General features: G+C 43.5%; 10 protein-coding genes. 3 read left to right on the forward strand and 7 right to left on the reverse strand.

From position 1 onward, the window contains the following. Positions 1–100: 100 nt before the first annotated feature. The 4 genes from CWC29_RS10765 to rluD all read right to left on the reverse strand — a co-directional run bounded on the left by CWC29_RS10765 (position 101) and on the right by rluD (position 5,525). On the reverse strand, positions 101–1,036 hold the full coding sequence (locus CWC29_RS10765) for an NADP-dependent oxidoreductase (RefSeq protein WP_138523807.1): 936 nt from the start codon (positions 1,034–1,036) through the stop codon (positions 101–103). Positions 1,037–1,165: 129 nt separating this feature from the next. Then, positions 1,166–3,739 carry an ATP-dependent chaperone ClpB gene (clpB, locus tag CWC29_RS10770; protein ID WP_138523805.1) on the reverse strand — a complete coding sequence of 858 codons (2,574 nt, stop codon included), beginning with the start codon at positions 3,737–3,739 and terminating at the stop codon, positions 1,166–1,168. A 90-nt stretch (positions 3,740–3,829) separates the two neighbouring features. After that, complete coding sequence (gene pgeF, locus CWC29_RS10775; protein ID WP_128726861.1) at positions 3,830–4,546, reverse strand: peptidoglycan editing factor PgeF; 717 nt, start codon at positions 4,544–4,546, stop codon at positions 3,830–3,832. A gap of 1 nt (position 4,547) precedes the next feature. Beyond that, a complete protein-coding gene (gene rluD / locus CWC29_RS10780; protein WP_128726862.1) occupies positions 4,548–5,525 on the reverse strand; it encodes a 23S rRNA pseudouridine(1911/1915/1917) synthase RluD in 978 nt (325 codons plus the stop codon). 123 nt (positions 5,526–5,648) lie between these two features. On the opposite strand from rluD, the gene CWC29_RS10785 reads away from it, so the two are divergent. Continuing rightward, complete coding sequence (locus CWC29_RS10785) at positions 5,649–6,413, forward strand: outer membrane protein assembly factor BamD (protein ID WP_128726863.1); 765 nt, start codon at positions 5,649–5,651, stop codon at positions 6,411–6,413. A gap of 218 nt (positions 6,414–6,631) precedes the next feature. Here the strand turns inward: CWC29_RS10785 and glnB are convergent, their stop codons facing one another. Further along, entirely contained in the window at positions 6,632–6,970 is a 339-nt protein-coding gene (glnB, locus tag CWC29_RS10790; RefSeq protein WP_010371023.1) for a nitrogen regulatory protein P-II, read from the reverse strand. A 137-nt stretch (positions 6,971–7,107) separates the two neighbouring features. Here glnB and CWC29_RS10795 point away from each other — a divergent pair, with 137 nt between their 5' ends. Further along, the gene (locus tag CWC29_RS10795) at positions 7,108–7,644 is read left to right on the forward strand and encodes a GspH/FimT family pseudopilin (RefSeq protein ID WP_235956562.1); all 537 of its coding nucleotides are present in this window, start codon (positions 7,108–7,110) and stop codon (positions 7,642–7,644) included. A gap of 99 nt (positions 7,645–7,743) precedes the next feature. Then, positions 7,744–8,250 carry a GspH/FimT family pseudopilin gene (locus CWC29_RS10800; protein ID WP_235956563.1) on the forward strand — a complete coding sequence of 169 codons (507 nt, stop codon included), beginning with the start codon at positions 7,744–7,746 and terminating at the stop codon, positions 8,248–8,250. A 62-nt stretch (positions 8,251–8,312) separates the two neighbouring features. On the opposite strand, the gene CWC29_RS10805 is transcribed toward CWC29_RS10800, so the two are convergent. Together CWC29_RS10805 and CWC29_RS10810 are read right to left on the reverse strand one after the other, a co-directional pair. Further along, positions 8,313–8,750 carry a type IV pilin protein gene (locus CWC29_RS10805; protein ID WP_128726865.1) on the reverse strand — a complete coding sequence of 146 codons (438 nt, stop codon included), beginning with the start codon at positions 8,748–8,750 and terminating at the stop codon, positions 8,313–8,315. Then, positions 8,737–11,871, reverse strand: coding sequence for a pilus assembly protein (locus CWC29_RS10810; protein WP_128726866.1), 3,135 nt, complete (start codon positions 11,869–11,871; stop codon positions 8,737–8,739). Before CWC29_RS10810 ends, CWC29_RS10805 begins: the two co-directional genes overlap by 14 nt. Positions 11,872–11,885: the final 14 nt, after the last annotated feature.

Consider the following 11,885-nt stretch of genomic DNA (forward strand, 5'->3'; position numbering starts at 1 on the left):
TTCAAGTTTATGGGGTCGAAACCAAATTATACCAAGTGTATTCATCAAATGAGTGATTTAAACCGAGCAATCAATTTAAATATGGCTACTTTTAGTACACTTAGGCCTTAATAATAACTTTGCCAACATGCTTACCACTTTCCATACAGTGATGAGCCTGCGCAATATCCGCCATCGCAAAGTAATGACTTACGTTGATGCTGATTTTGCCAGCTTGGTACGCCTGATACAAATATTTAAGATCGTCTAAATTACTCGCAACCAACATACCTTCAGCCCTTACATCCCTTGTCGTGGCTCGCTCACAGACGATTTCTTTGGTGACGCTCGGAATGGTCACCAGGTGCGAATCCGGCTTCATCGAGTCGACACACTGTAATGCAATATCGCCACCAATTAAGTCCAGTAAATCGCATTCAACTTGGTGCTGATAAAATTCGTCATAACTTATTGCCGTTACCTTGAGCTTCGACAACAATTCGTGCTCAGGGCGGGTGGAGACCGCGATAACTTTTCGCCCTTGGAGCTGTGCTAGTTGAATTGCTAAATGCCCCACGCCACCAGTTGGTGCCAATACATATAATGGACGATCACGATTAGAGAATTTATCTAACGCTTGTTTTGCCGTAAGACCCGCAAGACAAAGACCTGCAATATCTGGACTTTCTTGCAAAGAAACCTTGATGAGTTCTGACTCAAGCGCCACTGTATAGTCACTATAGGTCCCGGGGTTACTCGCAAATCCAATCATACCGATGACAAAGTCGCCTACTTTAAATTGGCTATCTGGGCCATAAACCTCAACCACCTCACCATACAGATCATATCCGAGCGGCAAAAAGGCATCTGCGCTTTTTTGCGCTGCAACATAACCAAGACCTTGTCTGGTTTTCACTTCAATAGGATTAATACTGGTACTGCTTACTTTTACCAGCACTTGGCCTAAGGTTAGTGTTGGCAAAGAAATAGTGGTGCTACACAGTTGACTGCTATCACCAAATTCGTAAATACCATAAGTGGTTGAGTTATTTATCATATGCGGCTTGCTTAGAAAACAGTTTGGTATCTTTGTAGAATACGCGAAAGGGTAAGGAGTTTGAAGAAATTTACGGTATGGGAGGGAAAAACGCTCTTACAGTATGGCTGTAAGAGCGTTTAGCTATATTTAGTGATTGAACACTATCTGGTCATCAAGCACCTCGACTTTAATGGTATCACCAGTCACAAACTTACCTTGCAGCAAGTCCTGCGCCAACGGGTTTTCAATGTATTGTTGTACGGCTCGTTTAAGAGGACGAGCACCATATACAGGATCAAACCCGCTTGCAGCGATTTTATCAAGCGCGGCATCACTAAGCTCGAGTGCAAACCCTCTTTCAGTTAAACGTTTACTCAATCTGTCTAACTGGATACTCGCAATTTCTTTAATGTGTTCATTGATAAGCGGGTGGAACACCACAGTTTCATCAATACGGTTAATAAATTCAGGTCTAAACTGACTAGCCAGCACGCCCATAACACGCTCTTTGAGTGCTGCGTAGTCGTTATTTCCTGCTTGCTCTTGAATGACATCCGACCCTAAGTTCGAGGTCATAATGATCACTGCATTTTTAAAATCAACCGTGCGGCCTTGGCCATCGGTCAAGCGACCATCGTCCAAGACTTGCAATAAGATGTTAAATACATCTGGATGCGCTTTTTCCACTTCATCAAGCAAAATCACAGAATAAGGACGACGCCTTACCGCTTCTGTCAAATAGCCACCTTCTTCGTAGCCAACATAGCCAGGAGGAGCACCAACCAAGCGCGCAACTGAGTGCTTTTCCATAAATTCGGACATATCAATGCGCACCATGGCATCTTCCGTATCAAACATAAAGTTGGCCAGTGCTTTGGTCAGCTCCGTTTTACCCACCCCTGTTGGACCTAAGAACAAGAACGAACCAATTGGGCGATTAGGATCTGCAAGCCCCGCTCTTGAGCGACGGATAGCGTTAGCAACCGCATTAACAGCTTCGTCTTGACCAATCACTTTTTTATGAAGCTCGTCTTCCATTTGCAGTAACTTTTCACGCTCACCTTGAAGCATTTTTGCGACCGGGATCCCAGTCCAGCGAGATAAAATTTCTGCAATTTCATCTTCACCGACCTGATTTTTTAAAAGACTCATTTCCTGCATTTCAGCCTGAGAAGCAAGATCTAGTTTTCGCTCAAGCTCAGGGATCCGACCGTACTGTAGTTCAGACATACGTTGCAAGTCACTTGCTCGACGCGCAACTTCTAGATCTAAGCGCGCTTGCTCAAGCTCAGCCTTAATCACTTGTGTGCCTTGTAATGAAGCCTTCTCTGCATTCCATACTTCATCAAGCTCTCGATACTCAGCTTCTAATTCATTGATGAGCGTTTGCATCTCAGTACGACGCTTTTGACTCGCTTCGTCCTTCTCTTTCGCCAGCGCATTATCTTCCAATTTTAGTTGGATAATACGGCGCTCTAGTCTGTCTAACTGCTCCGGTTTCGAGTCAATTTGCAGCCGAATTGAAGACCCAGCTTCATCTATCAAATCGATAGCTTTATCGGGAAGTTGCCGATCTGAGATATAACGATGTGACAAGTTAGCCGCAGCGACAATCGCAGGATCGGTAATATCTACTGAGTGGTGCAATTCGTAACGCTCTTTTAAGCCACGTAGAATCGCGATGGTATCCTCTACGGTTGGCTCTGCAACAAATACTTTTTGGAAACGACGCTCGAGTGCCGCGTCCTTTTCAATATACTGACGATACTCATCAAGCGTGGTCGCCCCCACACAGTGAAGCTCACCACGGGCTAGTGCGGGTTTTAGCATATTGCCAGCATCCATTGCACCATCGGTTTTGCCCGCCCCCACCATGGTATGGATTTCATCAATAAAGAGAATAACTTGGCCTTCTTCTTTAGCCAGCTCGTTTAATACCGACTTTAGGCGCTCTTCGAATTCACCACGGTATTTTGCTCCAGCCACCAATGCACCCATATCTAGCGATAGTACGCGCTTACTTTTTAAACCTTCTGGAACTTCACCGTTGATAATACGCTGCGCGAGCCCCTCAACGATGGCAGTTTTACCAACGCCCGGTTCACCGATAAGTACAGGGTTGTTTTTAGTACGGCGCTGTAGCACTTGAATAGTGCGGCGAATTTCGTCGTCACGGCCAATAACCGGATCAAGCTTGCCTTGCTCAGCACGCTCAGTGAGATCGATGGTAAATTTCTCAAGAGCTTGGCGAGTGTCTTCGGCATTAGGGTCATCCACTTTTTGACCCCCTCGAATAGCCTTGATGGCTTGCTCAATCTTTGGTTGGGTGATGTTAAGCGCTTTGAAAATCTCGCCTAGTGGGCCTTTATCTTCGCATGCAGCAAAAACAAATAACTCGCTGGAGATGTATTTATCTTTACGCTTTTGTGCATATTTATCACACAGATTGATCAGTGAAATAAGGTTATTTGAAAGCTGTACATCACCACCTACACCTTCTACTTTAAATAGCTTTTCAATGGCTTGTGACAACTTAGTATTAAGCTCGTCGGCGCTCACATCTGCTTGTGCTAATAATGCGCGCACACTCGAGCCGCTCTGCTGGAGCAAAGCATACATTAAATGAACAGGTTCAATAAATTGGTGATCGCGCCCAAGCGCTAATGACTGCGCATCAGAAAGCGCAGCTTGAAATTTGCTTGTAAATCTATCTAAACGCATGATTTATTTACCCATATAAAATATTGAATTACCTTATTTATGGGTATTAACTGAACGAAGATCAAGCGTAAAAGTAATAATTTACCCTGATTATTTGCGCCAAATCAAAGTTGCCATACGGCCCGTTGTTTTGTCTCTACGATAGGAAAAGTATTGCTCGGACATAGTTACTGTACAGTGTTTATCGCCGTAAAAATCCTTTACACCTTGCTCGCGTAATAGCGACTTTGCAAGCTCGAAAATATCCGCAAAGTATTTACCGTCTTTTTTGGCAACAAATGCCGTATTTCGTTGCGCCTCAAAAGCCTGTACCACGTCTTCGCCCACCTCGAATTTACTAGGCCCAATCGCAGGGCCAAACCATACACAAATCTCTTCAGGAGCACAGTTAAATTTAGCTAGTGTCTGCGAGATAATTCCAGCTGCAAGAGGCTTCCAACCACCATGGATAGCGGCCACCTCCTCACCATCTTTTGATGCAAGCAGAATGGGTAAGCAGTCTGCTGTCATGATAGCCAGTGGTGTTTGACGCAAGCGAGTGTATAGGGCGTCGGCTTGATGGACCTGCGCGATTTCAAACTGCTCGTCGACCACCACCACTTCTGCACCATGCACTTGCTCAAGCCATACAATCGGGTTAGCCACATAGCCGTGTAAAATTCGACGATTTTCGGCTACATGTTCAGCATTATCACCAACATGAAAGGCTAGGTTAAAGCTATCATACGGCGGTGCTGAAACACCGCCTTTGCGCGTTGTTGATAATGTCCCAACGAATTGGGTTAATGGCCACTGAGCAAGTTGCATCTTATAACGTTAAATCCGGGTTTTCTTTGGTATCTTCTCTAAGCGCTGCCACCAGCTTAATCATATCTTCAGGCACAGGCGCTTCCCATGTCATCATCTCGCCGGTAATTGGGTGAGCGATACTTAGTTTTATAGCATGCAATGCCTGACGTTTAAACTCTCTTAATTGTTCGGTTAATCCTTGAGTCGCATTTCTTGGTGGACGAGGACGGCCGCCATAGAGCTGGTCGCCAATTAACGGATGATTCAAATACGCCATATGTACACGAATTTGGTGTGTTCTACCGGTTTCTAGGCGCAGGCGCAGGCGCGTGTGTGCTCTGAACTTTTCAGCAACACGGTAATGAGTGATAGCCGGCTTGCCCATCTCATGCACTGCCATATGTGTACGCTTAGTTGCGTGACGACCGATTGGCTTTTCAATCATGCCACCTGCTGTCATCGTGCCATTACAAACTGCTTCGTATTCACGCGTGAAGTTTTCACGGGCCTGTAGGTTTTTCACCAAGTGCGTTTGTGCTTGGATGGTTTTCGCCACAACCATTAGGCCGGTCGTGTCTTTATCTAGACGATGTACAATACCAGCACGAGGTACGTTAATGATTTCTGGGTGATGGTGCAGCAGAGCATTTAACACAGTGCCATCCGGGTTACCGGCTCCCGGGTGAACCACCAGCCCCATGGGCTTGTTTATCACAAGAATATCATCATCTTCGTAAACAATATCTAACTCTATATCTTGCGCTTCGTATTCACGTTGTGCTTCGATAACCGTCTCGATAGCAACACTTTCACCACCAAGTAACTTTTCACGAGGAGTGTTGAATACTTCACCATCTACGGTGACTTTATCTTCAAGAATCCAAGTTTTTATTCTTGAACGAGAAAAATCCGGGAACAATTGCGCCAATATTTGGTCTAGACGTTTACCACCGAGTTCGACTGGAACCTCCGCTTGGAGGGAAATTTGCTCTGACATCTGAAACTTTACCTAATTTACCAGTGCAAGCCGTGCTCGACTGGGTTAGAATCGTATTAATGCATAGTTTACTCGGTTTTGCCGAGTTGGCCTAGCCGAAGAAAACAAAGGTAGTAAAATAAAATGATTAAAAACTTAAGGACACACGCCTTTAGGCTGGCGTTAGCCGCGTCTGTTTTAGGTTTGGCAGCCTGTTCATCCGCACCAGAACAAGAAGATATTGAACGCGTACCAAACAAATCCGCCCAAGCGCTTTATGAAGACGCAAAACAAACATTAGATTCCGGCTTGTATGCCCGTGCCATTGAATTATTAAGTGCAATTAATGCTCGTTATCCATTCGGCCCTTATGCAAGACAAGTTCAAATGGACCTAGTCTATGCATATTATCAAACAGGTAATACCGACCAAGCACTTGCGACTATTGATCGTTTTATTCGCTTAAATCCAAATCATAAAGACCTAGACTACATGTATTACATGCGAGGCTTAGTTAGCATCAAGGCTGATGAAAACGCATTCCAAGAGTATTTCGGTGTAGACAGAGCTGACCGTGATGCCAATCGCACCCGTGTTGCTTTTCAGGATTTAACCACGTTAGTTAAAAACTATCCAAACAGTCCGTATGCACCAGAGGCGAAAAAACGCTTGGTCTGGCTACTGAACAAAATGGCTCGCTATGAGCTCAGAGTCGCTGAATATTACTTCGAGCGTGAAGCATACCTTGCCGCAGCAAATCGTGGTAAATATGTAGTAGAACATTACTCTCAAAGTAGTTACCTGACTCAGGCTTTTGACATTATGGAAAAAAGCTATCGCAAACTTGGCCTTCAGGACCTTGCGGATAACGTGAAAAAAGCCAAATCGGTTAACGCACGTAACAAATAAAAATAGTGTCAAGTCACGATACCGCTGAGATCGTGACTTATCTCCCGCCAGTATTCGCCTTCAAGCTTGCTACAGCAGTAAAAGTACTTGCTTCCTGTACATGGAAATTAATCGTCAGTGTGTTTTACCTGTTTGTAGTTGTAATAAGGAAGGATTTAGGCTGCCCATAATAGAAGGTAAGCAGCCTTAAAAGGTAAGTATTTGACTTAACAGCGTCATTAAATTGCTTCTTCGTCCTCTTCACCTGTACGGATCCGAACCACACGCTCAACATCGGTTACGAAAATTTTACCATCACCAATTTTGCCCGTTTGCGCGGTTTTTAGGATAACTTCAATCGCTCTGTCCACGTCTTCATCTGCGGTAACAATATCAAGTTTTACTTTAGGCAAGAAATCTACCATATATTCAGCACCGCGATATAACTCAGTATGGCCTTTCTGACGACCAAAGCCTTTCACTTCACATACCGTCATACCCGTGATCCCCACATCCGAAAGCGCTTCTCGGACATCATCAAGTTTAAACGGTTTAATTATTGCTTCTATTTTCTTCATGACTATCTCGATTCCTTTGGTATAGCGTCGATTTTAGACAATCCGCTTGCCCAAGGCAAACAAAGACATTGAAAGTTGAAGTGATTTCACGCAATAATAATAATCATAAATTATTACTTTTTGGTTGTGAGGCGGTAATGAAACAATCAGCGGGATTCAACCTACTAGAACTAATGATAACCATCGCTATATTGGCTATCGTCTTGGCCATTTCATTTAGCTTTGATGGCAACCTGCTGCAACGTAACCGAGCAGAGTCTTTCTTACAAGAATTACAGCGCAATATTGCATTTGCTCGTGTAAAGGCAACCGCCGCAGACGAAATTGTCATTCTCTGCCCAGCTCCCCCAGCCAATATTCAAGCTAGGAGTCCATTTACTTGCCAAGATAATTGGGCAACGAACAGAATTAGCGTGTTTGTTGATAGTGATAAAAATGGCACATTTAGTAATGGTGATACTATCCATAGAACTATGGAGGTCGTAGACGATAACGACACTATGGTATTTTCTGGTGACAATCGTCTAAGGTTTGATTCAAGCGGACTTTTAAGTGGTTCAAACGCCGGCAATTTTACCTATTGTCCTGGCAGTGACGACAACAATCAGCAGTTGAGTGTTTCAACCGCTGGCACAGCATTATATCGTGGAGATACGACAGAATCCTGCGAATAGCCACAAAAGTACTGACGCGTAAAATATCTCTTCGCTTCAACCTTGCCTTTAACACACAAACAACTAGGCTTAAAGAAAATGTAATTCGAGGCAAAGGATATGCGTCGCTATATGGGTTTTTCCCTACTGGAATCTTTAGTGTGTTTGGCGATTATCACCATCGTCAGCTTATTTTCTCTTCCCAGTCTTACGGCTTTATTTCAGTTTGATAAACCAAAAATAAAACTTGAAGCACTGCGGCGAGCGATTAATTTGGCTCGCATTCAAGCTGTTGCAAGCGGTGCAACCGTCACTTTATGCCCACTGAAAAATAATCGCTGCGACAGCAAAGAATGGCACACTCAGTTAACGGTTTTTATTGATTACCACCCCCAAGGTGAGTTTTCAGACGATGATTATAAATTAGCTGTTGTGGACTCAATAGACTCAGGTGACAAGCTCACTTACCCAAGAAACGCTATTATATTTCGCCGCTTTGGTCATCTCGCAGGACTCTATAACGGTACTTTTGTCTACTGTAACGCAAGTTCTACCATGGGATTGTCGTTGTCAGTTAGCTACACAGGGAGAAGCACTCTAAAAGATACAGATGAGTGCCAAGAATAAATAATCTGAGGTTTGGATAAGTAATGTTAATACAAAGGGGAGCCAACGACTCCCCGAAAAAATTAACGTTCCCAACACCTATCTATAGCGTCTTGATTCGTGGTCCCAGTAACACCACGAACGCCAAGCTCATCAATAGTTAAAGCTGGGCACTGTTGATCTCCTTGAACTGGCCCTGCAGCAGCTGTTGCAACAATTGTAAAGGTATTTGCGGTAACGTTTTCAAGTGTCACATTGAAGTAGCCATTTTCTGTTGCTGTCGGCACACCAATATTTGCAAGATTATTTGAATACGCTCTATTGTCCACAAAAAACTGCTCTTGCTTATTTGCAGCATCAAGTAACAAAGTCATGGCATCAGCCCTTGCTCCTCGTCTCACATATTCAGTGTAGTTAGGGTACGCAACAGCAGAGAGGATACCAATGATCACTACCACTATCATTACTTCAATCAGGGTAAAGCCTGACATTGTTTTGCCTAGGATACTATTTCTTCTCATCGCTATCTTCCCTCTTATAAATGTAAAGTTGCCTTGTTCTGATCCCAGAAGTTTTATCTTTAAAGATAATAACCTTGTCGTTATCTCCGACAACTGGCACTGGTTCACCCGGTATTCCTGGCGGCACAAATGGATTACTATCATCAGCTATAATTCCAGGGCCAGCAATAAAAGGAATTCGTTTACCATTTTCGTCTTTACGTACAACTAGAGTTGGTGTATCCGGTAGATCCTGTGAAGTCACGTAGGTTTTCCCTGTGCCATAATGTAAGTGGAACATGTACAGCTGCCCTTTACCACCCGTTAACGTGCATTGTTGGGTAGTCTGATCTGCAGGTGTAAATGAAGTGAAGTAAGCAACTCCTCCAATTACAGTAGCACCAGATAGTGATTTTTCACCTCCTGATAACTGATACTTCCAGCCATTAAACTTAGCCAGTTCTACTTCTAGTTCAACAAAGTCATCAATATCATCTACAGCATTTCCGAACGGATCACTCTTCATTTCCATTAAATCAGAAACTAGTATAGGGTCTGGAATATCACTTACAAAAGACTGTGTTTTCGTGTGTATGTCCCTAATCATGAAAAGATAGTCATTCACGCTTGAGTCTGTTGGCTTAGAGCGATTACCACTGCCGATAACGATTGCATCAAACGGTGTATCTCTGCGCTCTTTAATTAAATTCCCATTATATCTGGTCTCTGTTACTTTACTATAAAAGGTACGGGCAACAGTTGGACGATAGAAGAAGCGCCTATCTTCATTAGCAGAGCTATTCCCCAAACGCGCCAATTCGAAATGAGTCCAAGGCTCAGTACTATCAGATGGGTTTGGGCCGGGTATATCAATTCTCCAGATACTCCCCGCGGTATCCGCTAGGTAAATTCGGTCAATATAGCCATCATAGTCTGAGTCCGTTAACGTTGGCTCCGCAACAATACTGTGCTTACCTTTAAACGCATCTCCAGTAAGCGACCAGACGATATCAGCATTGTTTGACATGATATCAACCATGTAAATTCCTACGCCTTTATCATTATCATCGCTACGTGAAACATTGTCTTTATTGGTATTATATCCTGCTGCAAAAACCAATACCGGTCTATCCTTTTGCTTTTCAATGAAAGTCACTACAGGCTTAGACCACGTTTGTCCTAAATTCTTAAATTTGTTTGAATCCCCGGAAATAGGCGCACCCCACAATAGTTTAGGCGAATCCGGATTGGTAATATCAAAACCATAGTATTTATTGCCGCCACGGCGCATCCCTACAAATGCCCAGACTTTGTCTCCCGATTCCACTTTGCGATTTTTATTCACATCGTGAAAGTACACAGTAATAGGCCCATCTAGACCATACAGTTTAGTTTCTGCTTTACGTGTTTTTACCGGATTCAAAATAGGTAATAAAGAGCCAGGGATAAATGCCCAGCTTTCACTTACGCTATTTCCGTGGTCTTTAAACATGTGAAGCATACCTGCATTGGTGCCAATGAGCACACGGATATCGCCGTTGCCATAGTCAATTGTTGCGGGTTTTGAATGTAGGGGATCAGCAAAGATGTCTGGTCTTCTTTCAGAGCGTAAGCCATCACCATCTTCATCATCAACATCTTGGCCTATCGCCCAATTAAAAATATTTTGTATCTCACTTTTACTTGCACCACTTAACTCCATTGCAGCGGCAAGCTTAGTTAAATTACCATAGGCACTTTCGGCGTTATTATAAGTGAAGTCAACTAAATCACTGCCACCAAAATCAGACAGGACTTTTCTAGTGATCTGATTTTCAAGGGCATAGTTAACTCCGCCCTTTTCTATATTATTGCCATCTTTTGAGTCCGCTTGCGACCAATACGTCGTGATGTTGCTATCAATAACACCCTTGTTATCTATCGCTTTGGTTCGCTCCTGACCTACTATTTCTGTACCCACAAACTTTAGCTTTTTCAGGTTGCCACGCCAACGCGTATGTGTTTCCGGTTTAAACTGTGTGTAATAAAGTGCATCACCGGTTTGGGTTTGGTCTTCGGCATTGGCAGACACCGTTGGTGAGCTAAAACTTGCACTTACATTTCTGATATTGGTAATGGTGGTTTTGAGTACGTCTGACAACTCGTCCGCAGTATTAGCATGAAGATATTGCCCACCACCTTGCGCCGCGGTTTCCTTCAGCAGGTCCTTGCCTGTACCAGACATACCGTTACCAAAACCGATTGTAAAAACACGTGCAAAGTCGTGTTCATCAGGCGTAGAAGGGTATAAGTCAACTTTTACTTGAGACGTACCGCGCATTGTTTTAGCTAATGCGGGTAAATAATTTTTAGTGACACCAGAGCCTTCATTTATATCAAAGTAATTGGGGTATGCACCGTAGACTGAGAAATATTCATTCACTATGCTGTTGTTGGAGCTGGTGTCACTGGTTGGATCTCCATCTGTCATTAAGATTAAATTAATAGAGGTATCGCAGCGCTCCTCCGCGCCACGAGCAGGAGTAAACGCGGAGATATAATTACCACGACTTTCTATGCTTTTATCTCTATCATTTCCACCATTTTCTCCCCAGTAAACGCCTCCACCTTTGAGGTAATTATACAACTCCCATAAGGTTTCCGACAAAGGCGTTGAACCAGAAGCAGGTAATGCATTTATTTTATTTACGATGTCGTTACGGCTACTACCAATACCATTTAATATATAACCGCCACTTGAAGAATACAGACGAGATAAGCCAAACTGGATATCTGCGTTATCATTCACCAGTTTACGCATCGCATTTTGTGCTACCTTTAGGCGGCTATCAGCACAGCCCTGAACATAATTCCCAAATTGGTTTTTTTGATAACACTTATTACCTTGAAAACAATCAGACGATCGATACCCATTCCTTTTGACCCTACGCCAGCCCTTCCACGTGTAATATGAGTAACGTTCGTAACACGCCTTACCATTTTGAGAATCCCACGCCATACTGCCTGATGTATCAAATAGCATCAGCACCCGAGGTTGCTCGCGAGTAGAAACATTGTGTTTAACATAAAGCTCAATGTCTTCTGCTTGAGCGGTTTGTAATAGCGCCATTAATGCAACTATCGTGTATATTAACTTATTCATATCAGTTACTCGAA

This window comes from Pseudoalteromonas galatheae (genome assembly GCF_005886105.2).
GTDB classification, from domain to species: Bacteria; Pseudomonadota; Gammaproteobacteria; order Enterobacterales; family Alteromonadaceae; genus Pseudoalteromonas; species Pseudoalteromonas galatheae.

Bases quoted from the DNA above. Each gene is read 5' to 3' on its own strand.
- glnB (WP_010371023.1), bottom strand. From the start codon at position 6,970: ATGAAGAAAATAGAAGCAATAATTAAACCGTTTAAACTTGATGATGTC.
- CWC29_RS10795 (WP_235956562.1), top strand. From the start codon at position 7,108: ATGAAACAATCAGCGGGATTCAACCTACTAGAACTAATGATAACCATC.
- rluD (WP_128726862.1), bottom strand. From the start codon at position 5,525: ATGTCAGAGCAAATTTCCCTCCAAGCGGAGGTTCCAGTCGAACTCGGT.
- clpB (WP_138523805.1), bottom strand. From the start codon at position 3,739: ATGCGTTTAGATAGATTTACAAGCAAATTTCAAGCTGCGCTTTCTGAT.
- CWC29_RS10805 (WP_128726865.1), bottom strand. From the start codon at position 8,750: ATGAGAAGAAATAGTATCCTAGGCAAAACAATGTCAGGCTTTACCCTG.
- CWC29_RS10800 (WP_235956563.1), top strand. From the start codon at position 7,744: ATGCGTCGCTATATGGGTTTTTCCCTACTGGAATCTTTAGTGTGTTTG.
- CWC29_RS10785 (WP_128726863.1), top strand. From the start codon at position 5,649: ATGATTAAAAACTTAAGGACACACGCCTTTAGGCTGGCGTTAGCCGCG.
- CWC29_RS10810 (WP_128726866.1), bottom strand. From the start codon at position 11,871: ATGAATAAGTTAATATACACGATAGTTGCATTAATGGCGCTATTACAA.
- CWC29_RS10765 (WP_138523807.1), bottom strand. From the start codon at position 1,036: ATGATAAATAACTCAACCACTTATGGTATTTACGAATTTGGTGATAGC.
- pgeF (WP_128726861.1), bottom strand. From the start codon at position 4,546: ATGCAACTTGCTCAGTGGCCATTAACCCAATTCGTTGGGACATTATCA.